Genomic DNA, 26506 nt, shown 5'->3' with positions numbered 1-26506 from the left:
GGCTCACCGCGGGTCCCGGCCGCGGCGGTCGAACTCCGCGCCGTCGGTCTCGGCGGGCGGCTCGTGCTCCGCGCCCACCGCCCTTGACCGCGCCCGCTCCGGGAACCAGCTGAACGAGCTATCGGCCACCGGCGATGGTCCCGTCTCCGAGCGGGGCTCACCGTCCTGGTCCAGGTCGTCCGGTGGACCGGACGCCCCCGCGTCGCCGGCTGGCAGGTCGCCGGCTCCGCCGTCCGCCGCCGGTCCCGGCCCGGCCGGAGCCTGGGCACGCGACGCCAGCGCGGCCACGGTCGCGGCGAACGCCACCACGCCGGCGGCCTGCACGTACCAGCTGAACGCGCCCTGGCCGGAGCCCGGCACGGCGTTCGGCCAGGCGGAGACGCCCACCCCGGCAGCGATCATGAATACCAGGGCGGCCCAGCCCAGCACGGCCGGGAGGCGACGGCCGATCAGGACCAGGACCGGGACGAGGAGGGCCACCGGCCCGGCGACGAGGAACACGGCGACGGTGGCGAGCGCGCCGCCGGCGACCACGCCGGGGAGGCGCCCGAGACGCGACACCAGCGGAACCTTCGCCGGGTCGAGGCCGAGCGGGTAACCGTCGGGGTCCACGGACCGCCGAAGCCGCCATCGGGCGGGGACCAGCACCAGCGCGAGCAGGACCAGCAGCAGGCCGCCGCCGGCGACGAGGCTCTTGCGGTAGGTCTGCCCGGGGTTGTTCTCGATCAGGACCGTGCCGCCGGCGCCCGCCGGCACGATCCAGCCCTGCTGCCAGCCGTCGAGACGCACGGGGACCAGGGTCTGACCGTTCAGCGTCGCGGTCCACGAGGAGTTCGCGTTCTCGCGCACGGCCAGCAGCGCCCGCGTCCCGGCACCGATCTCGACGCTGCGGCGCTCGGGCGTCCAGTCGGCGACCGTCGTCGAACGAGCCTTGTCCGCGCTGGTCTTCGCTCCGGTTCCGACGAGCGTCAGCGCCCCCACCAGCAACGGCATCCCCGCGCTGTCGATCGAGACCAGGTGCTGGCCGGCCTGGAACGGGATCGTCCCGTCCGCGGTGCACACGCTCATACGCATGGGCCGGCCCTTGGCCACGTCGGAGAACCTGCCGTCGACCCGGGTCTCATAGCGGGTCCCGTCGACGATCACTCCCGGGCCGTTTCCRCAGGGCAGCGCGAACGGCGTGTCGGAGTCCGGCACCGCGGCGGCCGACGACGTCACCGCCGTCACCTGCCCCAGCACCGTGAAGCTCATCGGCCGCGGCACGTCGAACCGCCGGGAAAGGGCGACCTCCTCGGAGCCACCGAACAGCTGGGTGACGTCCACACCCATCCGGTCGAAGGTGTATGCGACCTGGCCCTCGGCCGCGGTGAACAGCCCGGCGGCGTCCGAGGGGGTCTGGGCATAGTGCTGGACCCGCACCCCTGGCAGGGTCAGCTCGCGGATGCCCGCCCCGTAGGCCCCGGTCCCCGGCCTGGTCACCTGGTCGAACGTGACCCGGAACCAGGTGCTCGGGCCGGCGGGGACGGCGAGCCGCTGCGCCGTTTCGACGGGATCGACCTTCGTGACCACCGAGCCCGCCTGGGTGGTCACCCGGATCGCCCCCACCGCGGGACGCCAGGTGCCTTCCTCCAGCAGTTGCACCTCGAGGTAGGGCAGGGTGGTCGCCCGCGGAAGGGTCACCTCGAGCCAGGCGCCCACGGACCCCTTCTTGGGGTCCGAGATCCAGGAGGTGAAGGGGACGCCGTCGAAGGCCGCGGCCGGCGCGGTGTCCGGCAGGGCCACCAGGCTCGACCCGTAGGAGGACGCCCGGACCTGTATCCCGTCCGCGTAGCCGGCGACCGTCTGGTGGTCGGCACCCGGTACGTCGATCCACTGTTTGGGCGTGGTGGTCCGGCCCGCGGCGTCCTCGTCCGGCCCGAGCAGGTAGGACGTCCCGCCGTGGATGACGCCGTAGTCGGTGTCGCGGCGTTGGAAGGTGTCGGTCACCACCAGCGCCGTGGTGGGCCCGACGATCTCGTCCACGGACGGCGCCAGCGCCTGGGCGGCCGACGGCGCCGCCGTGCCCCCGCCGCCGTTACTGGCCGCCTCGCCGGGCAGCCCGGTGAGATCGCTCGCGAGCACGACGGCCCGGTCGGTGCCCAGGACTCCGTGCGCGGCCAGCTGGACGGTGGACTCGGCGCCGCCCGACACCACCATGGCGGTGTCCGCGGGATACGCGGCGACCTCGGACGCGCCGCCGGGCACGACCCAGACGTCCAGCGCCGGCACCCGCTCGGTCGGCTTGGCCAGGGCCGGGACCAGCCGGTCCTTGGCGCTTGCCCTCGCCCGGACCTGTGGGCCGAACGAGGCCGCCTTGCGCAGTCCCGAGCTGTCCAGGGCCCGGTACACCTGCTCGGTGGACGGCGGGATGTCCCAGTTCTGGTCGTCGAGGTCGTTGCGGATCAGCACCTGGCCGACCCCGGCGCGCGCGAGGGCGACCGCGAGCCCCGGCGCGTCGCCCAGCTCCAGCTGCCGCTCGATGCCGTCCATCCACCTGGTCATCCCGGTGTTGCCCAGCGGGACGAGGGCACGGGACGCCCAGGGCGTGCTGGCCAGCCACGACATCGGCTCGTCGAGGGGCCGCCCCCAGCCGTACTCGCCGAACGGCGCGGCCGGGAGCACCAGGGTGCGTCCCCCGGTGGGGTTGTCCGCGAGCCAGTCCGCCGCCTGCCGCCAGTAGCCGGGAACCTCCTTGAAGGTGCCGGCCTGGAACATCTGGCCTGTGTAGGCCGGCGTCATTCCCGTCACCAGGGCGGCGACAGTGACCACGACGGCACCCACCGACAGCGGACGCAGCCGTCGGCGTCGGCGATCCGGCGCCGGTTCGTCGGCCCCGCGTTCCCGGCGGCGGCCGGTGACCGCGACGTCCAGGGCATGGGCCATCCCCAGGGCCAGCGGCAGGTGCACGACCGGCTGGAACTTGTAGATGTTGCGCAGGAAGGCCAGCTGGTCGGCGAGCAGCACACGCAGCCCGCCCGAGAGCGGGCTGCCCGGCTGCCCCGGGTAGGCCGCGGACACGGCGACGACGCCGACCGCGAGGCTGACCAGCAGGAACCGCCGCGCGGGCAGGTCCCGCCGGGCGAGCCCCCACAGCCCGATGCCGGCCGCGACCGCCGACCCGATGACCGGCACCGGGTCGGTGACGGTCGCCGAGGCCGCCGGCAGCCAGGGGCGCGGGATCCGCAGGTAGGCGAGCCAGTCCGTGGTCCCGCGCAACGCCTCGGCGACCGAGGAGGTCGACGTGGTGGTCGCCGCGGTCTCGGTGAACGGCAGGAAGTTCAGCCCGTACCGGCTCTGGATCACCAGCGTGAGCAGCCACCAGAGGGTCGCGAGAACGACCGAGAGGGTCCACCACGCCCGCAGCGCCCAGGCCCGCCGGGTCCCGCCGGCGAAGACGAGCAGGACGCCGGGGAAGAGCAGGACGCACAGTGTGACGCTGGCGTTGATGCCGCCGGTGCAGAAGACGGCCAGGCCGGACAGCGCCGCGGCGCGGCGCGGCGACAGCCGGCGATCGCGCGCATCGACGCCGTCGGCGGCGGGCGCACCCCCGGAGGCCGCGCCGGGCGGCGGCCCGGCCGACCCGGTGTCGGCGCCGCCGGCCCCGTCCGGTCGCAGCGCCAGCACGAGCGGCAACGTGATCCAGGGCAGCATCGCCGCCCCGGTCAGCGCGACCGACGCGGCGCCGATCTTCCCGATGAACATCGGTGACAGCGCGTACCCGACTCCGGCGATCACCCTGGTCGTCGGCCGGCCGATCCGGAGCGCGTCGGCGAGCCGCACCGCTCCCCAGGCCGCCACCGTCAGGATCAGGGCGAGCCACAGCCGCTGGGTCATCCACGGGGGGAGGTGCAGGACCTTCCCGAGCAGGAAGAACGGCCCCATGGGGAACAGGTAGCCGACGTACTGGTTCGGCAGGAACCCGAAGTCGGCGGACGAGTTCCACAGATGGGTCGCACGCTCCATGAACCGCAACGGATCGAGCGCGACATCCATCTTGGTGTCGGCCACGATCCGCCCGGGCTCCTGCAAAAGGCTCAGCACGACGAAGCCAGCCGTGACGAACAGCAGCGTCAGCCGGGGCGTCCGTTCCCGCTTCCCAGGCGCGCTCACGGCAGCGTCGGGCGCCGGTCCCTCGGCCACGTCCGGCTCGGGGATCTCAAGCTGATCGAGCGACAACAGCTCAGTCGGTCGGTTCGGGATCGCGCGCTCCGTCACATTGGGGGGACATGCGCCAGTCATGCCCTTCTTTTCTTCATACCTCGCGCGGCATCGGCGGCCGCCGCCGGCCGTCGACGTCGCCGCGGCCCCGGACGCCGGCAGGCTCGCCCGGTCCGCCGGTATCGTCCGCCATCCACGCCCAAGCCGGCGTCGACAGGCACGGAAACCTCGTCACAGCAGGCGAAGCTGCTGGCCGGCGGGACGGGGCCGGGGCTCGCGCTGCCCGGGGCGGCCGGAGCGGCGGTCCAGCAAAACCGCGTCCAGGTCGGCCAGGAACGGCGACGGCGCGCGGGCGGCCGTCCGGCGGGCGCCGGAGCCTGCGCCGGTGACATGGCTGAGCACCAGCCGGCCGCGCGCCCTGGTGACACCGACGAAGAACAGCCGCCGCTCCTCAGCCAGCGGCCCGTACGCCGGGTCGCTGGTCGTGCCGTCCGCCGCGCCCTTGACTCCTGTTCCCTTGCTCCCGGCCGTGGCGCGGCCCGGACCGCCCCAGGTGAGCGGGAGCAGGCCGTCCTCGCAACCGACGATGAAGACGAGCCCGAACTCGAGGCCCTTGGCCGCGTGCAGCGTCAGCAGCGAGATCCGGTCGGCACGCGGGTCCAGGGTATCGGCCTCGGTCGCGAGCGAGACCGTGGTCAGGAACCCGGCCAAATCGTCGCCGGCAGCCGCGGCCGCCGGCGCCAGCAGCTCGACGCCGAGCCGGACCTCCGCCTCGGACGCGGCCGCGGCCGGCCGGACCGCCGCGGTTCCCACGGCCAGCATGGTCCCTTCGGCCAGCGCGGTTCCTTCGACTGCCGCGGTTGCTTCGGCCAGCGCGGTCTCTTCGGCGGCTTCGGCGGCTTCGGCCGCGAGCACCGCGGTGAGCGCCGTGCCGCGGCCCGCGGCCCGCTCGGCCGCCCGGGCGGCGGCGTCGCGAAGGGCGGCCGAGACGGAGCGGGCCGGGCCATCGCCGTGCCCACGCAGCTCGGCCAGCAGCGCGGCGACGCCGGGGGCGTCGGCAAGCGGGCCATGAGAACGACGCTGGAACGGGAAGCCACGCTTCGCCAGGGCCGCCATCACCGGCTCGGCCTGGCGCGACGTCCGGTAGAGCACAGCGATGTCGGCGAACGACAGCAGGCTGCCCGCCGAGCCGTCGAGCCCGGAGTCGAGAGCGTGGAACGACGTTCCGCCGAGCGCTTCCTCGATGGTGTCGACGACGGCGAGCGCCTCCTCGGCCTCCGTCGCGCACGCCCGCACGAGTACGGGCTCGCCGCCGGGGCCGGCCCGCCGGCGCGGTTCCGGCCGGCTGCCCGCGTTCTTCGCCCGCGCCGACGCCGCGTCCGGCCCGTCGGGGTGGACCGCGACCAGCGACCGGTCGGGCACGAACGTCGCCGGCGCGATCGCCGAGCGCGCGGCGGCGACGATGGTGGCGGTCGAGCGGTAGTTGCGGGTCAGCGACGCCCGCCGTGCCGTGGGGAAGTCCCGCTCGAAGCGCAGGAAGAAGCCGACGTCGGCGCCGCGGAACGAGTAGATGGCCTGGTCCGGGTCGCCGATGACGCACAGGTTGCCGTCTGGCGGGCAGAGGATCCGCAGCAGCCGGTACTGCGTCTCGTCCACGTCCTGGTACTCGTCGACCCAGACGTGGCGGAACCGCTGCTGGTAGTGCGCCGCCAGCTCAGGCTCGGCCGTCAGCAAGGCGAGCGGCAGCGCCAGCAGATCGTCGAGGTCGACGAGGCCGTGCTCACGCAGGGCGGCGTCGTAGCGCGCCAGGGCGCCGGCCAGCTCATCCCCGCGCACCGGCTCGCCGAGCGCGCGGCGGCGCTTGAGATCACCGATCCGGCGCGCGGCGGCCGCGCGGACCGCCACCGTCGCGTCCCCCAGGGCCTCCGCGAGCAGCTCGGCACGGACCGCCTCGTCGGCCACCTGCACGCCGGGGCCGCGCGCGAGCCGGGCGTGCTGCTCACGGATGACGAGCAGCCCCAGCCCGTGGAACGTGGTGGCGGTGACGCGCTCGGCGTCGGGGCCGAGCATGCCCGCGAGCCGCTCGGCCAGCTCCCCGGCCGCCCGCCGGGTGAACGTCACGGCCAGGCACTCGCCCGCCGGGACGCCTCGCTCCAGCACCCGGTACGCGACGGCGTGCACCAGCGTCCGCGTCTTGCCGGTGCCCGGGCCCGCCAGGATGACCAGCGGGCCGTCCGGGACGGCCGCCGCCGCCCGCTGGTCGGGGTCCAGCCCGTCGAGCACCGACGAGCCTCGCTCGGTGGGTGACGTCTCGGGCCCCACGAGGTCGGTCCGGGTATCCGCCTCCGGCGACCGTTCCTGGCCGGGCGGCGCCACGGCGGACCGCCGCTGGCGCTTCGGCTTCGCGGCGGCCGCCGGCGAGTCCAGGTCGAACAGCGTCGCCGCGTCGCCCGCCAGCTCACCCGGGCCGAACATCCGGATGACGCCGTACTCGCCGTCGAACCCGGCCTCGCGCACCACCTCGCCGCGGCGAAGGCGGCCGACGGCCTCGACCAGCTCGGCGGAGCCGACCTCGCCGATCGCGGCCAGCTCGACGTCGCCGAGGATGCCCAGCTCCGGGCCGAGCCGCTCGACGAGCGCGCCGACCTGGGCGGCGACCGCCTTGCTCTTCGGCCCGACACCAAGGATCTCGCCGACGATCTCCGGCAGCGCGACGAACGAGCGGAACCGCCCCGCCGTGGTGGGAGCCGTGCTGCGCTCGCGGTCCGCGAGCGCGTCGACACGGTGCAGCACGCCGACGGTCAGCGGCTTGCCACAGGCGGGGCAGGCGCCTCCGGTGGCCTTCGTCTCCTCGGGGGTGAACCGCACCCCGCAGGCACGGTGACCATCGTGGTGGTACTTGCCCTCCTCGGGGAAGAACTCGACGGTGCCGGCGTAGCCGTCGCCGGTGCGCAGCGCGTCCCGGACGGCGAAGTAGTCGAGCTCGCAGGACAGCGCCGTCGCCTCGCGGCCGAGCATGGGCGGCGAGTGCGCGTCGGAGTTGCTGACGAGGCGGTAGCGGTCGAGGCCGGAGATCCGCCAGAACATCTCCGGGTCGGCGGACAGGCCGGTCTCCAGCGCGAAGACCTCGTGCGCTAGGTCGCCGTAGCAGTCGTCGACGGCGTCGAAACCGGACTTGGAGCCGAGGACCGCGAACCACGGCGTCCACACGTGCGCCGGCACCAGGTAGCTGGCGGGGTGGGACTGCAGAGTGATCTCCAGCAGGTGCCGGGAGTCGAGGCCGAGGATCGGGCGCCCGTCCGCGGCGAGATTCCCGATCTTGGCGAGCGCGCCGGTGATCCGCCCGGCCGACTCCCGGTCCGGGGCGTAGAGCAGGTGGTGGACCTTGCGGGTCTTGTCGCCCTTCTTGTAGATCGTGGAGATCTCGGTGGAGAGCATGAACCGGGTCGCGGTTCGGCACGACGCCGGCAGCCGCCGCAGCACGTCCCGCTCCAGATCGGGCGTGAGGCGAAACAGCCCTGGCTCGGCCGGCACCAGCTTCTCCTCGAGCTCCCGCGCCCAGGCCGGGTGCGTGAAGTCCCCCGTGCCGACGACGCCGATGCCCTTGCGGGCCGCCCACCAGGCGAGATGCTCCAGGTCGCAGTCCCGGCTGCACGCCCGTGAGTACCGGGAGTGCACATGCAGATCCGCGTAGAACGGGAGCCGCGTCTGCCCACCGCGGGGTCCCGCGCCCGGCCCGTCCATGTCCGGCGGCCCGCCCGTGTCACCATCGGGCGGCCCGTCCATGTCACCCATGTCACCCGTGTCACCCGCCGCGTCCGTCACCCCTGCTCCCGCCACGTCGCTCCAGACCTCCCCGCCCGCCTACCTCCCCGACCGCCGGTCTCGGCTCGCCGACCTCCCAGATCGCCGATCCGGCGGGACTCCGGTCCCGGGCCACCCCAGACCAGCCAGGCGGCGGACATTCTCCCGCGCCGCCGTGACGGCGGCGGTGCCCCCTCGGCCTGAGCCACCCGGGGACGACGGGGCGCGACGCGTTCGCCGAGCCGGTCCGGCCGTCTTGCCCACCGTCCCCCCACCGGCAGCCCGCCGCGCGGTCGCCGCGATCACGTCGCCCGGGGGCGATGGGTGAGCCGCGCGGTAGCCCGCGCGGAAGCGTAGGGGATTATTCGGAGCGTTCGGGCGCGGAGGGGTGATGACGACGGGACCGTCGGGGGATCAGGAGCGGTTCGCCATGCTCACCAACCGGTGCCACCGGCTGGTGCGGTTCCTGCACGAGGTGGCGCTGTCCCAGTCCGACCAGGTGACAGCGGTCGAGGACAACCCTCTGGTGGTGTGGCTCGCGCAGCTGCCGGGCGGCCTGTCGCTGTTCGAGCACGCGACCGCGGGCGAGGTCGCGCTGGAGGCGCCGGCCGCGGCCGTGCTGCCCTCGCCGCCGCCGCTGCCGGACGCGCTGGCCGGCTGGGTGGTGCTGCCCGAGCCGGGCGACGTGCCATCGGACTCGCCGCCGCTGCGCGAGACCAGCCTGCGCTCCCGGGCCGGCTGGCCGGACGGGATCCCGCTGCGGCCGGGCGGCCAGCCGGTGGTCGAGGGCTTCGGTGAGCCGGTCCGGCTCGTCGACCGTCCCGAGGTGCCGCAGGCCTACCAGGACTGGCTGCCCACCTGGCAGATCTGGGCCGCCCGGGCGCGGGCCGACGCGGACCGCCGCGCCCTGCACGGCGTGCTGCACAGCGTGGCCGGCCGGCTCGCGCAGGAAGGCGACGGGCTGGAGCTGGTGCTCGCCACCGGCCTGCTCTCCTGGCGCGCGCCCGACGGCCGGACGCTGCGCCGCCATCTGCTGACCACGAGGCTCGCGGCCGAGGTCGACCCGGTCACCTCGGCGATCCGGCTGCGCGTGCCGGACGGCGTCGCCACCAGGCTCGAGGACGGCCTGCTGAACGGGCTGCCCGTCTTCCACGGCGAGCGCACGAACGCGTTGCACGAGCGGCTGCGCGCCCGCCCGGCCGCGCCGTTCGGCGGCGAGGACGAGCGGCTGCTGCGCGACTGGCTGACGCTCGCCCTCGATGTCGGCCATGACGGGTACTCGGCCGCCTGGCCGCCGCCCGGCCCGCCGACCGACCGGCCACGCGTCGACCTCGCCCCCGCGCTGGTGCTGCGCGCCCGCGGCAGCGCGACGCTGCTCACCTACTACGAGCAGATGCTGGACGCGCTGCGCGGCGAGGGCCGCCCGCCGCTCGGGCTCGTCCAGCTGGTGGAGACGCTGGAGGCCGACGAGCGGCTGGCCTGGCTCGCCGCCGAGGGCGCGACTCCCCCCGGCCGTCTCTCCGAAGACCCACTGTTCCCGCTGCCGGCCAACCCCGAGCAGGCGCACGTCATGGAGCGGCTGCGGCACGACAGCGGCGTGATCGTCGAAGGCCCACCGGGCACCGGCAAGACGCACACCATCGCCAACCTGGTCGCGGCGCTGCTGGCCGAGGGGCAGCGGGTGCTGGTGACCAGCCAGAAGGCGCAGGCGCTGCGGGTGCTGCGCGACAAGCTCCCGGAGTCGCTGCGGCGGCTGTGCGTCTCGCTCGCCGAGGCGGAGGACCCGGGCGCCGCCGACCTGGCGGCGAGCGTGAGCGCGCTCGCCGCTGAGAAGGCCGCCTACCATCCGGACGGCCAGGCACGCCGGATCGACGAGGCCCGCGCTCGCCGCGACGCCGCGATCGCCCGCCGCGACGAGCTCGTGGCGGCCATCCAGGAGGTACGCGCCGCCGAGGCGGTGGGGCACCCGGAGGGCGAGGTCGCTCCCGGCTGGTCGGGGACGCGCGGGGCCATCGCCGCCCGGCTTCGCGGCGAGCGCGCCGAGCACGGCTGGCTCCCACTCCCGGTCCCCCGCGGCCCCGCCGGCGAGCCGCCGCCCGCGCCGCTGGCCGCCGAGGAGGCCACGGAGCTCTGGGCGCTGCTGAGCGCCCCCGCCGCGGCGGCACCCGGTGACGAGACGGCGGTCGACCGCCGGCGCCCGAGCGCGCCCGGCACAGGTACCCCAGGGAAGTCCGCCACGCCGGGCGGCGGCGCGCTGGCCGACGACGCGCTGAAGGACGACGCGCTGGAGGACGACGACATCGGCCTGGGCCCGGTCTCCCTGCCGAGTCCCGAGGCCCTCGGCCGGCTGCTGGAGCGGGAGCGGGCCGCGGCCGCGGAGGCGGACGCCGCCACCAGGGCCGCCGCCGGGTCCGCGGCTGGCGAGGTGGCCGCCGCGCTCGGTGTGCTCGACACCGCGGGCCTGGACCGGCTCACCGCCGCCGTACAGGCCGTCACCCGGGCGCTGGAGGAGGCCCGCCGGACCACCCGGCGCGCACCCTGGATTCCGCGCGCGCTCGACGACGCGCTCGCCGGCCGCGACGGCGCCGTGTGGGGGAAGGTCACCTCGGCGGCGCCGGCGCTCGCCGAGGCGACCGAGGCGCTCGCCACGCTCGGCCTGCATGCCGTCACCCTGCCGGCCGCCGCGTCCCAGGCCCCGGCGGGCACGACCGACCCGACGGGGACACCGGCCGCGCGCATGCTCGCCGCCGCCGAGGCGTTGCGCGGGCACCTGGACCAGGGCGGCAGCCTGCGCCGGATGTTCCGTTCCCGGGTCCAGAAGGACGCGGCCGACCTGCTCGCCGAGGCCACGGTCGACGGTCGCGCGCCCAGCACGCCCGAGCTGTTGGACCTGGTACTCGCCCGGTTGCGCGCCGAGGTCGCGATCGACGCCGCCGCCAGGGCCTGGGCACTGGCGGGGGTCGCCGTCGGCTTCGGGTCCGGCGACGCCCGCGGGCCGGGCGAGACGGCTGGCTCACCCGCTCCGACCGGCGCCGGGGGCCGTCCCGGCCAGCCCGCGGGGCAGGGCGCGCCCGGCGAGCCAGGGGGCGAGATCGTGGCCCCCGAGATCCGGCTCGCCCGGCTCACCGAGGCGCAGGACGCGCTGGCCGTCGTCGTCGCCGTCCTCACCGCCCGTGACCAGGTCCACTCCCTGCTGGCGTCGCTGGGCGCGGAGACCGGTGTGCACCTGGCCGGCCCCGGTCTCGGCAGCGGCCTGGTCGACCTTGGATCGACCGACGCGTTGCGAGCCCTGACCGGGGCTCTGGCGCTCGCCCGGCTGCGCCTGGCCGCGGCCGAGGCCCGGGCGGAGATCGAGCGGCCGCGGGCCGAGGTCGAGGCGGCCGCGACCAGGAGCGGATTCCCCGCGCAGCTGCACCGGCTCGCGGGCGCGCTGGCGGCCCGTGATCTCGCCGAGTACCAGCTGGCGCGCGCCGGGCTGCTGGCCGCGGTCGGTGCCCGGCGGGAGGCCGCCCGCCGCACCGTCCTGCTCGAGCGACTGACCAGCGCCCACCCGGCGCTGGCGGAACAGCTGCTCTCCGCCGCGGCCGCCGTCGGCACGGCCGACCGGCGTGGCGCCTCCGAGCCCGTGGATGACGACGAGTGGCGCCATCGCCTGGCGCGGTTCGAGGCCGCCTGGTCCTGGGGGCTGGCCGCCGGCTGGCTCACGGCCTCCCGGACCGGCCGGGCGACCACCGCCGGCGCGCCTGACCTCGACGCCCAGCTCGACGCCGCCGAGGACGCCGTCGCCGCCACCACGGCCGAGCTCGCCGGCGCCAAGGCCTGGAAGCACTGCCTGGAGCGGATGGGCACCCGGGAGTCGGCCGCGCTGCGGGCCTACGCGGACGCCGTCGCCGGCGGCGGCCGGTTCACCGGCCGGCACGCCGACCGCTACCGGCAGGCCGCCAGGGAGGCGATGGCGATCGCCCAGACAGCCGTGCCCGCCTGGGTCATGCCGATCGCCGACGTGCTCGCCACGATCCCGGCCGTCCGCGACAGCTTCGACGTGGTGATCGTGGACGAGGGCAGCCAGGCCGGTCTGGACAGCCTGTTCCTCCTGTGGCTGGCCCCCCGAGTGATCATCGTCGGGGACGACCGGCAGTGCGCCCCGGCGCCCGCGCCGGTGAGCGCGGCGCGCGCCGGCGCCGGCGCGGAGGGCCCGGTCATCGACGACGATGACCTGGACCCGATGTTCCGCCGCCTCGACGCGTTGCTGCCCGACCTGCCCGGCTGGCTGCGCGTCTCCTTCACTCCCCGGTCGAGCCTGTTCAGCCTGCTGCGGACCCGGTTCGGTGAGGTCATCCGCCTGCGCGAGCATTTCCGCTGCATGCCGGAGATCATCGAGTGGTCGTCGGCGATGTTCTACCGGGACGCACCGCTGGTGCCGCTGCGGCAGTTCGGCGCCGACCGGCTGCCGCCGCTGCGCGCCCGCCACGTGCCGCACGCCTACACCACCGGTGCCGGCGCCGCGCTGCGCAACCCGGCGGAGGCGGAGGCGCTGGTCTCGGAGGTGCTGAGCTGCGCGGCCGACCCACGCTACGACGGGGCCTCGTTCGGCGTCGTCGTCCTGCAGGGCACCGGGCAGGCGGAGCTCCTGCGCTCGCTGCTCGCCGCGCGGATGTCGGCCGCCGAGCAGCAGCGCCGCCGGCTGCGGGTCGGCACGCCCCCGGACTTCCAGGGCGACGAGCGCGACGTGGTGTTCCTCTCGATGGTGGTCACACCGGACACCGCCACCCCGGCGCTGAGGCGGCAGGAGTACCAGCGGCGGTTCAACGTGGCCGCCTCACGCGCCCGCGACCAGATGTGGCTGTTCCACTCGGTCGGCCTCGAGGACCTGCGGCCCGACGACCTTCGGCACAGCCAGCTCGGCTACGTGCTGGACCGCGGCCGTGCCCAGTGGGCGGACGTCGACGAGCCACCACGGCTCGACCAGGTGCCGCCGGACATCCCGCATCCCCGCTTCGACTCGCTGTTCGAGCAGCGTGTCTTCCGCGAGCTCACCGCCGCCGGCTACCGCGTCCTGCCGCAGGTCGAGGTGAACGGCCGGCGCATCGACCTGGTCGTCGCGGGCGGCCGGGCGAGGCTCGCGGTCGAGTGCGACGGCGACGAGGCCGGCACGCCGACGCAGGTCGCCCACGACTTCGCCAGGGAGCGGCAGTTGCGCCGGGCCGGCTGGCCGTTCTGGCGCGTCCGCCAGTCCGACTTCGAAAGCGACCAGGCGGCGGCGCTGGCCAGCCTGTGGCCGCGTCTGTCCGCCGCCGGCATCGGCCCCGCCGGCGGACGGACGGGAACACCCGAAGCGGCCTTCGCCGACCAGCTGGCCGGCCCGGCCGGCGCCGCGCCGAGCGAGCTCGCTCGGCGGTGGTCCCCGATCACGCTGTCCGAGCTCGACGGCCTGGACGACGACCCGGCCTGAGCGCGCCCACCGGACACTCCTCGCCCGGCGGCGGGCCCGGGCGGTCAGCGGCCGGCGGTGGACGGGCTGTCGGGGGCCGGGCGACCGGTCGCCTTGCCCGCGCCGCGCGGCGCGGGCTCGCGACCTGGCTGCCGGACTCCGGCGGCACGGGCCTCGCCATGATCGCGCGACCGCTGGCCGATGACACCCGCGGGCTGGCCGCCGGCCGCGCGGGCTTCGTCATGATCGCGCGACCGTTGGCCGGCACGCGGGGACGGGCGGGACGAGCCGGTGGTGGCCTCCTGCTGGACCGGGATCGCCGGCACGTCGCCGTCCTCGTCCCCGTCCCCGCTCAGGGCATCCGGGGTCACGCCGGCGGGCTCCGGGTCGAGCCTGTCGCCACCAGGTGCGGGGACGACGTGCCCGTCGACAGCTGACTCGTCGGCAATGCGGCCGTCGTCAGCGGACCCGTCGGGAGCGGACCCGTCGACAGCCGCGCCGTCGGCAGCGGACCCGTCGATGGCGGCACCGCCGGCGGCGGGTCCGTCCACGACGGGCCCGTCGGCCGAGCCCTCGGAGGCCGCCACCTCCTGCCCGTCTCCATCCGCGTCCGCGGGGTTGGCTCCGGTGGCGGGTGCCTTGGCGGTCCCGGCGCCCGTGGACGGCCGGCCGCGGCCGCCGCCATGACGGGTGATGGTGTCGCGGGACCCGTTGTCCGGGATCTCGGCGTCGATCGCGGTGTCCAGGTCGAGCCCGTCGTCCTCCTCGTCACCGCTGCCGACCAGCCGGCCGAGCGCGGCACGGGGCAGCCGCGGCCGGGGCGGCGTCTCGCTGAAGTCGGCCCGCCGCAGCCGGCAGTAGGCGGTGTGCACGCCGTTGACGACCTGGCTGATCCCGAAGTCGGCCGCCGCCGTCAGGTAGGCGAGCGCGGCGGCGCGCTCCAGCCCCAGCCGGCTGGAGATGAACAGCACCGCCGAACGGGCGGCCCGCCTGACCGCCTCGGTGACGTCGACGTCCAGCCCCAGCGTGAGCCAGGACGTCTCCGTCTCGACGAACGGCTCCCGCAGCGCGCCGAGCGCCGCCCGCGCGGCCGGCTCCCGCAGGGTGGTGAGCCGGAAGGTCGCCCGCAGCGGTCCCTCCAGCGCGGTCAGCCCGACCTTGCCGTCTCCGGCCGCGTAGTGCGGGTCCCCGACCGCGAACAGCGCCCCGGGCACCTGGACCGGCAGGTAGAGCCGGGCGCCGATTCCCAGCTCCCGGCAGTCCAGCGCCCCGCCGTGCAGCCCGACCGACGTCGACGGGACCGTGACCGCCGCCTCGCCGTCACCCTCGGCGCCGGACTCCGCGCCGGTGTCCACGGCCACCGCCATGATTCCCATGAACGGCGTGAGCGGGAACCGTACCCGCGCGCCGCCGACCGTCGCCGCGTCGAGCGCGCCGAACAGCTTGCCGCGCCGGCGCTCGACCGCGCAGAAGCTGCTGACGGTCCGGAAGCCGTGCCAGTGCCGGGAGTCGGCGTCCTCGTCCGGCGGCGGTCCCTCGGGAAACTCGCCGGCGAGCAGGCCCTGCCCGTGGCGGTTGGAGATGACGCCGTACCGGGCTCTGGGCAGCAGCGACACCACCTCGATCCGCAGCACGTCACCGGGCTCGGCGCCGCGGACGTGCACGGGGCCGGTGACGATGTGCGGGCCGTCGATGCCGAAGCGGTGGGGTATCCCGGACGCCGCGATCGCCCTGGCGTCCTCGAGGACCTCGGCCGAAGTGACGCCGTGGCGGCCGAAGAACGCGTCGGGGTCGCGGCCCTGGTCCTCCAGGATGCCCTCCTGGCTGACCGTGTCGATGGTGACGGTCGAGCCCGTGTCCACGGTCAGCACCGGCCTGGTACGCGCCGTCGGCAGCTCCCCCCAGCGGACCGTCTCCGGGGTGGACGGCAGGTAGTGCTTGCCCTCGACCTTTCCCTTCCCTGGCTGCAGTGCCACCGGCGCCCTACCGTCGCCTGGTCCCGGCCTGCCCGCCGGTGTCCGGCGAGGCGCCGGGTACCTGCCCGGGGTGCGTCCGCGGCCTCGGCGTCGAGGCGTACGCGGCCGGCACCGCCGGGCGATACGGGCGGCAGGGGATGACGAGCGGCACGGCCGTCAGAGTCCCAGCGGGATATGACGGTCAGATGTCAGCGATGTTGCCATCGACGGCATCCCATCATGGCCCTGCCCGTCGAACGTCCAAGGTGCCGCCGGGACGGAACATCGGGAGCCGTCGGCGCCCAGCCCACGGACGCCGCTCGGTACCCGCCGGAGCAGTGCCGATCCCGCGCCAGCGGGACCGCTTGCCCGGCCATCCGGCCGCCGGCCGCGCCTTCCTCGGCCAGCCGCCTCGCCGATCGTGACGCCGCACACGCCCCGCCCGCCGACGGCGTGGTGGCGGCCCGGCGACGGCCCGGCGACGACCCGGCGGCGGCTGAATCGCGCTACCGGCCGTGGCGACCGCGCCGCGACGCCGGACCCGCGAGCCGTCCGTGGTCGACCGTGTGGCCGACCACGGACGGCCGCTCCGGCGCGACGCCACCGTTTCCCGCCCGGATTCGGCGCACACACGTCAAAGGATTCCGGCCGGACGTCGCACACAAAGAAAAACGGCGGCCCGATACCGCGGAAACCGGCGCTATTCGTCGTCCCGATAGACGACGCCCGCGTCCGGCGCCGGACCAGCCAGCCGGCTTGGCCGCGAGCGGGCTGGTCCGCGTACATCCGCGTACCTCCGCGCGCGGATTCACGAAGAACGCCGCATTCGGCGCGAGTGATGTACGCGATTGGCGCAGGACCGGCGACGGACCGCGCGGCTAGAGTGCCGGGCGTGCTCCCCTCCCCACCCGCCCACTTCCGATGACGGGCGTCGTGGCCGATCTCGGCGAGTTCGGCCTGATCAGGGCGATCACGGCCCGCTTTCCCGGCGGCGACGGGTTGCTGATCGGCCCGGGTGACGACGCGGCGCTGCTCGCCGCCCCGGACGGCCGCGTCGTGGCCACCACCGACCTGCTGTTGGAGGGCCGGCACTTCCGCCGCGACTACTCGTCCGGGTACGACGTGGGCCGCAAGGCCGCGGCGCAGAACCTCAGCGATGTCGTGGCGATGGGAGCCCGGCCGACCGGTCTGCTGGTCGGCCTGGCCGCGCCGGGCGACCTCCCGGTCGCCTGGGTGCTGCGGCTCGCCGACGGGCTGCGCGACGAGTGCGCCGAGCTCGGAGCCGTCGTCGCCGGCGGGGACGTGAGCTCGGCCGACCGGGTGATCCTCGCCATCACCGCGCTGGGCGACCTGGGCGGCGCCGAGCCCGTCCAGCGCTCCGGGGCGCGCCCGGGTGACCGGGTCGTGCTCGCCGGCCGCCTGGGCTGGGCTCAGGCCGGCCTGGAGCTGCTGGACACGAGCGCGGGCGACCCCGTCGAGCTCCTGGACGCCCACCGCCGTCCCGCGCCGCCCTACGCCGCCGGCCTGGCGCTGGCGGCCGCGGGCGCGAGCGCGATGTGCGACGTCAGCGACGGCCTGCTGGCCGACGTCGGCCACATCGCCACCGCGTCGGGCGTCCGCGTCGAGCTGCGTTCGGGCGCCTTCGACGTCGCCGAGCCGCTGCGCACGGCCGCCACCCGCCTGGCCGCCGACCCGCTGCGCTGGATCCTGACCGGTGGCGACGACAACGCCTTCGTCGCGTGTCTCCCGCCGACCGTTCCGCTGCCGGCCGGCGTCACCCTGATCGGCGAGGTGTCCGAGGGCTCCGGAGTCCTGGTCGACGGCAGCCCCTACCGGGGGGCGCAGGGCTGGGACCACTACCGACGTCCCTAGAAGACCAGTGTCCCAAAAAAACAAGATCGCGCCCCCGAAGGGGCGCGATCTTGACGAAAAGCACCGGCCCGCCAGGTCGCCTCACGGGGCAATGTCGCTCGTAGCGACGTGTTTTAGGTCCGGGGGCCATGATGCGGACCGGCACGGTCATGCTAACGACGCAGGCCACGAGACTGTTCCCGGCGCCGGACGACGGGGCGAAAGTCCCTACTGTGCGCAATGTCTGTCGCACAGCGTCACTCCGCCACGCCGCCCGGCATCGAGAACGCACAGCGTGGAGACGGCCCGGCGTCGGGACACCGTCAGTCGGCGGGACGGGTGAGGCAGAGCGTGCCGACGGAGTCGACGCGCGCGGTCCAGCCGGGGCGGACCAGGCAGGTGGCCTCGGCGAACTCGACGACGGCCGGGCCGACCACCGTGTCGCCGGGGCCGAGCGCGGCCCGCGCGACCACGTCGACCTCGCGCCAGCCCGCGGCGGCGGTCTCGCGGCCGGGCTCCCCCGCCAGCCGGCCGGGACCAGCCTCGTGGCCGCCCAGCCAGACGCCGCGACGGGTCCGCGCGGCGGCCGGGTCCGCCGGCTCGGCGGCGAGGGCGGGGCGCAGACCGGGGACGGTGGCCACCAGCCGGACGGCGACGACCTCGACGTCCCGGTCGGGCGCCGCATGGCCGTAGCGGCGGACGTGGGTCTCCTCGAAGGCGGCACGCACGGCGGTCGCCAGGGCCACGTTCGCGCCGGCCGGATCGTCAGCGTCGCCGGGCGTGGGTGACCCGGCGGAGACGGTCAGCTCGTGCGCCTGCCCCGCGTAGCGGCAGTCCACCTGCCGTTCCAACAGCAGGCCGTCCTCACCGCCCCCCTCGTCCTCGCCCGCCTCGTCGCCGTCCCTCTCGTCGCCGTCCCTCTCGTCCCCACCGCCGGAGCCCTGGGCCGTGGCCGCCGCCTGGCCGGCGAGCCGGCCGAAGGCGCCGGCGAGGTCCACGTCGCCGAGCCGCCCGCGCAGCGGCGCCGTGTGGTCACGGCGCACGTCCCCCAGCGCGAGCCCCAGCGCGGACAGCACGCCCGCGGCCCTGGGCACCAGCACCGTCGTCATCCCGAGCGCCTCCGCGAGCGCGCAGGCGTGTGTCCCGCCCGCGCCGCCGAACGCGACCAGCGCCAACGTGCGTGGGTCGAGGCCACGCTCGATGGAGACCACCCGCAACGCCCTGGTCATCTCGGCGTCCGCGACGGCGACCACCCCGGCGGCGGCGGCGAGCGCCGAGAGGCCGAGGCGCGCGCCGAGGCGCTCCAGCGCCGCCGCCGCGGCCGGCGCGGACAGGGTGACCGTGCCGCCGAGGCTGGCCCCGTCGCCGAGGTAGCCGAGGACGAGGTCGGCGTCGGTCACCGTCGCCTCGCGCCCGCCTCGCTGGTAGCACGCCGGCCCGGGATCGGCGCCGGCGGAGGCGGGCCCGACCCGCAGCGCGCCGCCCGAGTCGACCCAGGCGATCGAGCCGCCGCCCGCGCTGACGGAGTGCACGTCCACCGCCGGCAGCATGATCGGAACTCCGGCCAGCACCGACTCGGAGGTGGTCAGCGCCCGGCCACCGAGCACCGGCGCGACGTCGGTCGAGGTGCCCCCCATGTCGAACGTCAGCAGGTCACGCACCCCGGACAGACCGGCGACGTAGGCCGCGCCCACCACCCCGCCCGCCGGGCCGGACAGCACGCACGTGGCCGCGTGCGCGGCGGCCTCGGCGAGCCGCGCCACCCCGCCCGAGGACTGCATCACGAGTGGCTCGCCGATTCCCACCGCCGCCAGCCGGCCGCGCAGCCGGGTGAGGTAGGCGGAGAGCTTCGGCGTCAGATAGGCGTCCGCGGTGGCGGTGGCGAACCGCTCGTACTCACGGAAGGCGGGCAGCACCTCGCTGGAGGCGACGACCGTCACCCCGGGTAGCCGGGCCCGCAGGCTCTCGGCCAGCCGCCGCTCGTGCTCCGGCCAGGCGAACGAGAACAGCAGGCAGACGGCGACCGCCTCGAGCCCGTCGACCGCCGCGACCCGCTCGACCACCCGGGCGGTCTCGCCGGCGGTGAGGGCCTCCAGCACCCCGTCCGGTCCGCAGCGCTCGCGCACCGTGAACCGCAGCTCGCGCGGGACCAGCGAGGCGGGCCGGTCCCTGGTCAGGTCGTAGAGCGACGGCCGGTTCTGGCGGCCGATCTCTATGACGTCCCGGAAGCCGTGGGTGGTGACCAGCGCCGTCCGGGCACCCGCCCGTTCCAGCAGCGCGTTGGTCGCGACCGTCGTGCCGTGGGCGAACCGCTCGACCCACCCGGCCCGCTCCCCGGCGCCCGACGGGTCCGGCTGGCCGCCGAGCGCCGCCGCGGCGAGCGCGGCCAGGACGGCTACCGACGGGTCGGCCGGCACGGAGGGCACCTTCGCGAACAGCGTCCGCCCGTCCGGCGCGACGGCGGCGAGGTCGGTGAAGGTGCCGCCGACGTCGATCCCCACCCGGAAGCCCGGCGGCTCCGCCGCGCCCGGCTCGCCCAGCAGCCCAGCCGCCGCGGCGGCTCCCGTACCGTCCCGTCGCTGCGCCACCACGCCGGGCAGCGTCGCACGCCGCCACCGGCACCGGACGCGGGGAGGTCCGACACTTCCGTCGAGCCGGGCGACGGGCCGGCGGGCGGGTCGTGATGCTGGGAAACTCACATCGGCGGCGCCCGCGAGCCAGCGGGTAGCCACTCAACCACGACAGGCGATGCCGTACGCCACCGATGGGGGAGACAACCAGAATGCCGCGCCGTCGATGCCCCGACGGATGCCTCAGGGCAGCCCCGCGACCACGCCTCGCCACCATCGACCACCCCGGCGGGCGCGGTGACGCCGCCGCGAGCGGCGTCATGCTGATATGCCGCAAAGGGCAGCGCCAGGGGCCTTCGGCCCGGCGAGTAGCCTAGACAGGCGGTAGCGGAAGGGCCTTTCGAAGGCCCCTTTCGACAGAAGTGAAGTCTCCACCTGGATAGAGGCGATTGGCCCCGTGACAGCACCGACGGTACCCGCGTCAGGACCTGACTTCGGAACCAACGAGTGGCTGGTGTTCGAGATCTACCAGCAGTACCTCGCGGATCCGGACAGCGTGTCACCCGAATGGCGTGAGTTCCTCTCCGACTATCACCCGAGCGCACCCACCGCGACCGACAACACGGACCCGGAGAGCGCTCGCGCGGTCATCGACACCACGCCAGCCGAGTCACCGACCGCGGCCGCCGGGGCGCCCGCGGCCCAGGCCCCCGCCGCCCCGTCCACTCCTGTCAAGCCCGCCCCCGCGGCCGCCGCGCCCGCGCCCGTCACTCCCCCGCCGACGCCCGCGCCCGCCGCGAAGGCGGCGGCGCCGAGCGCGCCCCCGGCCTCCCCCTCCGGTTCCGCCGATCGAGCGGGGACGGTGACCCAGACGACGCTGCGGGGAGCCGCGGCCCGGGTCGTCACCAACATGGAGACGTCGCTGCACGTGCCGACGGCGACCTCGGTGCGCGTCGTGCCGGCCAAGCTGATGATCGACAACAGGATCGTCATCAACCGCCACCTGGCCCGCTCCCGTGGCGGCAAGATCTCCTTCACCCACCTCATCGGCTTCGCGATGGTGAAGGCGCTCGTCGACTTCCCGGAGATGAACAACTCCTACGCGGTGGTCGGCGGCAAGCCGGCGCTGGTGACGCCCGAGCACGTCAACCTGGGCCTCGCCATCGACCTCGTCACGGCGAAGGGCCGCCAGCTCGTCGTCRCCGCGGTCAAGGAGGCCGAGGCGATGGACTTCGCCCAGTTCTGGGCCGCGTACGAGGACATCGTGCGCCGCGCCCGGGCGGGCAAGCTCACCACCGACGACTTCACCGGCGTCACGATCAGCCTGACGAACCCGGGCGGCCTCGGCACCGTGCACTCGGTGCCGCGGCTGATGGAGGGCCAGGGCACGATCATCGGCGTCGGCTCGATGGAGTACCCGGCCGAGTTCGCCGGCGCGTCCACCGAGACGCTCGCCCGGATGGCGATCTCCAAGGTCACCACGCTGACCAGCACCTACGACCACCGGATCATCCAGGGCGCCCAGTCGGGCGAGTACCTGCGCCGGGTCCACCAGCTGTTGCTCGGCGAGGACGAGTTCTACGACGAGGTCTTCCGCTCGCTGCGGGTCCCGTACGAGCCGGTCCGCTGGGTCACCGACATCCCGACCAGCCACGAGGGCGATCTCGACCACAGCGCCCGGGTGCAGGAGCTGATCCACGCCTACCGCGTGCGCGGCCACCTGATGGCGGACACGAACCCGCTCGAGTTCACCATCCGCAGCCACCCGGACCTCGACATCCGCAGCCACGGCCTCTCGCTGTGGGACCTCGACCGGGAGTTCCCGGTCGCCGGGTTCGCCGGCCACCGGACCATGACGCTGCGCGACGTGCTCGGGGTGCTGCGCGACTCGTACTGCCGCCGGGTCGGCATCGAGTACATGCACATCCAGGAGCCGGACGAGCGCCAGTGGATCCAGGCCCGGGTCGAGCGCTCCGCGGAGCGGCCGGACCCGGCGGAGCAGCTGCACGTGCTCGATCGGCTCGGCGCCGCCGAGGCGTTCGAGTCCTTCCTGCAGACGAAGTACGTCGGCCAGCGCCGGTTCTCTCTGGAGGGCGCCGAGTCCGCGATCCCGCTGCTCGACGAGGTCCTCTCGCGCGCGGCGAGCATCGGCATGGACGAGGTCGTCATCGGCATGGCGCACCGCGGCCGGCTGAACGTGCTGGCGAACATCGTCGGCAAGTCCTACCGGCAGATCTTCGCCGAGTTCGAGGGCCACCTCGACCCGCAGACCGCGCACGGCTCCGGCGACGTGAAGTACCACCTGGGCGCCGAGGGCGTCTACAGCGGACCCGACGGCAGGCAGGTGCCGGTGTCCGTGGTCGCCAACCCCTCGCACCTGGAGGCGGTCGACCCGGTCCTCGAGGGCGTGGCGCGGGCCAAGCAGGACATCCTGGACAAGGGCCCGGAAGGTTTCACCGTCCTGCCCGTGCTCGTGCACGGCGACGCGGCGTTCGCCGGCCAGGGCGTGGTCGCCGAGACCCTGAACCTCTCGCAGCTGCGTGGCTACCGCACCGGCGGCACCGTGCACCTGGTCATCAACAACCAGGTCGGCTTCACCACCTCGCCGACCTCGGGCCGCTCGTCGGTGTACGCCACCGATGTCGCCCGGATGGTGCAGGCCCCGATCTTCCACGTCAACGGCGACGACCCGGAAGCGTGCGTCCGGGTGGCGACGCTGGCGTTCGCCTACCGGCAGGCGTTCCACAAGGACGTCGTGATCGACATGATCTGCTACCGGCGCCGGGGCCACAACGAGATGGACGAGCCGTCGTTCACCCAACCGCTGATGTACGACGAGATCGCGGCGAAGCGGTCCGTGCGCAAGCTCTACACCGAGGCGCTGATCGGCCGTGGGGACATCACCCGCGACCAGGCCGAGGAGGCGATGAAGAGCTACCGCCTGGAGCTGGAGAAGGCGTTCGCCGAGACGCGCGACGCCACCGGTGACCGGCCGACCCCGCAGCCCCGGATCGTCACCACGGCGGAGGACGCGGCCGCCGCCGCGGCCGTCGGCACGGCGGTGCCGCTGGAGGTCGTCAAGCAGGTCATCGACACCCAGGTGAACCTTCCGGCCGACTTCACCATCCACCCCCGGTTGCGCCCGCAGCTGGAGCGCCGCGCGCAGATGATCGAGACCGGCACGATCGACTGGGCCTGCGCCGAGACGATCGCGCTCGGCAGCCTGCTGCTCGATGGCCGCTCGGTCCGGCTCACCGGCCAGGACAGCCGGCGCGGCACCTTCGGCCAGCGCCACGCCGTGCTGGTCGACCGATACTCCGGCGAGGACCACACGCCGCTGCGGACGCTGCGCCGCGCCGACGGCGGCCAGGTCGGCACCTTCTACGTCCACGACTCGCTGCTGTCCGAATACGCGGCGATGGGCTTCGAGTACGGCTACTCGGTCGCGCGCCTGGACATGGCCGTCCTGTGGGAGGCGCAGTTCGGCGACTTCGCCAACGGCGCCCAGTCGATCATCGACGAGTTCCTCTCGGCCGGCGAGGCCAAGTGGGGCCAGCGCACCGCGCTGACCCTCCTGCTGCCGCACGGCTACGAGGGCCAGGGCCCGGACCACTCGTCCGCCCACATCGAGCGGTTCCTGTCCCTGTGCGCCGACGAGAACATGACGGTGGCGTATCCCTCGTCGGCGGCGAGCTACTTCCACCTGCTGCGCCGCCAGACGCTCTCACCGGTGCGTCGCCCGCTGGTGGTGTTCACGCCGAAGTCGATGCTGCGGCTGAAGGCCGCGACGTCGACCGTGCAGGAGCTGACCTCGGGCTCGTGGCGGCCGGTGATCGACGACGCGACGGTCGCCGACCCGGCGGCCGTGCGCCGGGTGCTGCTCTCGGCCGGGAAGGTGCACTGGGACCTGGCCGAGGCGCGGAACAAGCGGGACGACAAGGGTCAGTTCGCGCTGCTGCGGGTCGAGCAGCTCTACCCGACCCCCGGTGCGGAGGTGGCCGAGGCGCTGCGCCGCTACCCGAACGCGACCGACATCGTCTGGGTCCAGGAGGAGCCGGCGAACCAGGGCGCCTACCCGCACATGGGCCTGCACCTGCCGGAGTTCCTGCCGGCCGGCCTGCGGCTGCGCCGGGTCTCGCGCAAGGCCTCGGCCGCCCCGGCGTCGGGCTCGTCGAAGGTCCACGAGAAGGAGCAGCGCGCCCTCATCGAGGCCGCCTTCGCGGTCTGAGCCGGTCGCCGCGACGGCCGCACGACGGCCGTCGCGGCCTGGCAAGGTCGGCTGGCACAAGGTCGGCTGGCACAGGGTTTGCTGGCACAGAGCCGGGCACCGCAGGGCGAGGCGGCCAAGTCGGCCTCGAGGCGCCTCGGCGGGCGGGCAGGGACGGCCGGGGCGGGTAGCCAGCCGAGGGAAGCGAGCGGGCGATGTACTTCACCGACCGGGGAATCGAGGAGCTGGCCGCGCGCCGCGGCGAGGAGACCGTCACCCTCGAGTGGCTCTCCGACGCCCTGCGCACCTTCGTCGACGAGCACCCCGAGCACGAGGCCGCCATCGAGACCCTCGCCACCTGGCTGGCCCGCCCCGACGACGACCCCGACCTTTAGGACGCGATTCCACCAGTCGGGTAAGAAAAGAAGCGAAACGGACAGTTTCCAACGCTCGAATAGCGCTCGAATAGCGCTCGCGCGCGAGCCGATTTCCACCCCGCTCCGGTTTGTCGTAATTGTCTGCTATGCATGACGGATGCGGGCCTACATCGACGAGTCGTACGAGGCGGGACCGAACGGTCTCTACGTCCTCGCGGCTGTACTCGCCCCTGACGATGACACGATGCTCCGCAACGCGATGCTTGAACTGCGGCAACCCCGCACGCGCCTCAAACTGCACTTTCATGGCGCGGAGCCTGAACGTCAGGCCCGGTATCTGGACACCGTTGGCCGTATGGCCCGGTACAAGCTCGCCATCGTCGTACGACCGTGCAAAAGACCGGAGCGAGCCCGCAGGATGGCGATGATCCGGCTGCTATGGKAGCTGAGAGACAAGGCCGACGCGCTTCTGATCGAGTCACGAGGGTCGCAGAACAAGGACGACGTAGCGCTCCTCAGAGCAACCCAAAAGACGCACGGAACCTTTCGCTACGAGTTTCCACTCGGCCGCGACGAGCCTGTGCTTTGGGCAGCCGACATCCTTGCAAGCGGGATCTTCCACGTTCACCAGCGGAAACAGGCATGGATGCTCGACAGGCTCGGCCACGTAGCCCAGCACCACGTTGAGGTTGACTGATCAAAAAACGCAAACGCCGGGGTCCCGTCGTAAGGCGGGCTCACCCGGCGCCACTTCCGGCAGGTCAACACCTGCCGACGCCACAACTATACCTCGGTATACGGCTCGCGCCGCAAGGCGTCGCCGGRTCAGGGCGAGCCCTCGAAGAGCCACCCGCCCGAAGGAGGCGCAGACACATGGCCAGGCGACCACGGGTGCGCCGAGGTCACGCGGTGGCGGTGACGATGTTCGACGGCGCTCCCCTGCCTGCTCGGTTCGACCCGACGATCCGGAACTCGTACGTGTGGYCGGCGGCCAGTTGCTGGACGGTGTAGCACTGCTCCTTGATCGGGTAGGGCATGGTGGTCCATGCCTCGCCGGCGGTCGTGTCCCGGTACTCCAGCACGTACTCGGCGGCGTCCCTGGCCGCCTGCCAGCACAGCTTGACCGTGCCCTGACCAGGTGCGGCCGTCAGGTCAGTCACCGGACCGGGCAATGACACCCCTGGGTCGATCGAGACCGTCACGGTGTTCGACGGCGCGCCCTTGCCGGCACTGTTCGACCCGACRATCCGGAACTCATATGTATGACCCGCGACCAACTGCTGGACGGTGTAGCACCGCTCCTTGATCGGATAGGGCATCGTGGCCCACGCCTCGCCGGCGGTGACGTCGCGGTGGYCGAAAAGGTAAAGATCCGCGCCTGCCGCCGAATGCCAGCACAACCTGGCGGTCGCCGCCCMGGGTACGGCGGTCAGGCCAGTCACCGCGCCGGGCAGGGGTGGCCCCGCGGTGACGGTGACGGTGTTCGACGGCGCGCCCCGGCCAGCACTGTTCGACCCGAGAACGCGGAACTCGTACGCGTGCCCGGTGAGTAGCTGTTGGACGGTGTAGCACCGCTCCTTGATCGGATAGGGCATCGTGGCCCACGCCTCGCCGGCGGTCACGTCCCGGGACTCCAGCACGTACTCGGCGGCGCCGTCGGCCGGCTGCCAGCACAGCCGCGCGGTTCGGTTGCCGCTGGAACCGGTGAGCCCGGCGACCGCGCCCGGCGGCGCGCCCGGCGGGCTTGGGTCAGCGCTCGGATCAGTGCTCGGTCCGGGCACCGCCCCACCAGCCGTGGTCCTGAGCGCGCTCGGCGATCGCGGCGGCGGCTCGGCGGTGTCGGATGGCCCGCCAGCGTCCACCCGCGCCGCGACCAGACCGGTGGCGGCCGCCGCGAGCGCCGTCGCGAGGATCACGGCGGGCAGCCGCCGGCCACTGAACAGCCAGCCGCGCAGCAGGCCCGCGGCCAGACCGACCTGGGCGGCCACGGCGGCGCTCAGCCGGCCACCAGCGCGTTCGACTTCGGATCCCAGCATAATTACCTCAAACTGTCCAATACCCGGGCAGTCACGAGCTTATTGTCAGCATTGCATTCTCGGCGGGAGCCCGGATCG

The 26506-nt window shown here is 74.5% G+C and carries 10 protein-coding genes; 5 read left to right on the top strand and 5 right to left on the bottom strand.

Translation table 11 applies throughout. From position 1 onward, the window contains the following. Positions 1–3 precede the first annotated feature (3 nt). Positions 4–4215, bottom strand: a complete 4212-nt coding sequence (locus BCD49_RS14300; RefSeq protein WP_232794003.1) for an alpha-(1->3)-arabinofuranosyltransferase domain-containing protein — start codon at positions 4213–4215, stop codon at positions 4–6. Positions 4216–4428: 213 nt separating this feature from the next. Further along, positions 4429–7941 carry a UvrD-helicase domain-containing protein gene (locus BCD49_RS14295; RefSeq protein WP_051466808.1) on the bottom strand — a complete coding sequence of 1171 codons (3513 nt, stop codon included), beginning with the start codon at positions 7939–7941 and terminating at the stop codon, positions 4429–4431. Positions 7942–8392: 451 nt separating this feature from the next. On the opposite strand from BCD49_RS14295, the gene BCD49_RS14290 reads away from it, so the two are divergent. Next, complete coding sequence (locus BCD49_RS14290; protein ID WP_007517059.1) at positions 8393–13453, top strand: AAA domain-containing protein; 5061 nt, start codon at positions 8393–8395, stop codon at positions 13451–13453. A 44-nt stretch (positions 13454–13497) separates the two neighbouring features. On the opposite strand, the gene BCD49_RS44995 is transcribed toward BCD49_RS14290, so the two are convergent. Further along, the gene (locus BCD49_RS44995) at positions 13498–15408 is read right to left on the bottom strand and encodes an acetamidase/formamidase family protein (RefSeq protein ID WP_007517061.1); all 1911 of its coding nucleotides are present in this window, start codon (positions 15406–15408) and stop codon (positions 13498–13500) included. Positions 15409–16308: 900 nt separating this feature from the next. Here BCD49_RS44995 and BCD49_RS14280 point away from each other — a divergent pair. Continuing rightward, positions 16309–17259: a thiamine-phosphate kinase gene (locus BCD49_RS14280; protein WP_007517063.1), complete on the top strand. Its 951-nt coding sequence runs from the start codon at positions 16309–16311 to the stop codon at positions 17257–17259. 302 nt (positions 17260–17561) lie between these two features. On the opposite strand, the gene BCD49_RS14275 is transcribed toward BCD49_RS14280, so the two are convergent. After that, positions 17562–19829, bottom strand: coding sequence for a hydantoinase/oxoprolinase family protein (locus BCD49_RS14275; RefSeq protein WP_007517065.1), 2268 nt, complete (start codon positions 19827–19829; stop codon positions 17562–17564). 436 nt (positions 19830–20265) lie between these two features. On the opposite strand from BCD49_RS14275, the gene BCD49_RS14270 reads away from it, so the two are divergent. The 3 genes from BCD49_RS14270 (at position 20266) to BCD49_RS14260 (ending at position 25089) form a co-directional block, all read left to right on the top strand. Continuing rightward, positions 20266–24036 carry a multifunctional oxoglutarate decarboxylase/oxoglutarate dehydrogenase thiamine pyrophosphate-binding subunit/dihydrolipoyllysine-residue succinyltransferase subunit gene (locus tag BCD49_RS14270; protein ID WP_071041562.1) on the top strand — a complete coding sequence of 1257 codons (3771 nt, stop codon included), beginning with the start codon at positions 20266–20268 and terminating at the stop codon, positions 24034–24036. A 194-nt stretch (positions 24037–24230) separates the two neighbouring features. Then, positions 24231–24410: a DUF6104 family protein gene (locus tag BCD49_RS14265; RefSeq protein ID WP_007518567.1), complete on the top strand. Its 180-nt coding sequence runs from the start codon at positions 24231–24233 to the stop codon at positions 24408–24410. A 139-nt stretch (positions 24411–24549) separates the two neighbouring features. After that, a complete protein-coding gene (locus BCD49_RS14260; protein ID WP_071041561.1) occupies positions 24550–25089 on the top strand; it encodes a hypothetical protein in 540 nt (179 codons plus the stop codon). Between the two features lie 205 nt (positions 25090–25294). On the opposite strand, the gene BCD49_RS14255 is transcribed toward BCD49_RS14260, so the two are convergent. Beyond that, positions 25295–26428 (bottom strand): fibronectin type III domain-containing protein, encoded by a 1134-nt coding sequence (locus BCD49_RS14255; RefSeq protein WP_071041560.1) that lies wholly within the window; start codon positions 26426–26428, stop codon positions 25295–25297. Positions 26429–26506: the final 78 nt, after the last annotated feature.

Source organism: Pseudofrankia sp. EUN1h, from assembly GCF_001854645.1.
Lineage (GTDB): Bacteria > Actinomycetota > Actinomycetes > Frankiales > Frankiaceae > Pseudofrankia > Pseudofrankia saprophytica.
The sequence above is the reverse complement of the archived record's forward strand: the minus strand, read 5'-3'. Positions and strand labels throughout refer to the sequence as shown.

Bases quoted from the DNA above. Each gene is read 5' to 3' on its own strand.
- BCD49_RS14295 (WP_051466808.1), bottom strand. From the start codon at position 7,941: ATGGACGGGCCGGGCGCGGGACCCCGCGGTGGGCAGACGCGGCTCCCG.
- BCD49_RS14290 (WP_007517059.1), top strand. From the start codon at position 8,393: ATGACGACGGGACCGTCGGGGGATCAGGAGCGGTTCGCCATGCTCACC.
- BCD49_RS14280 (WP_007517063.1), top strand. From the start codon at position 16,309: ATGACGGGCGTCGTGGCCGATCTCGGCGAGTTCGGCCTGATCAGGGCG.
- BCD49_RS14265 (WP_007518567.1), top strand. From the start codon at position 24,231: ATGTACTTCACCGACCGGGGAATCGAGGAGCTGGCCGCGCGCCGCGGC.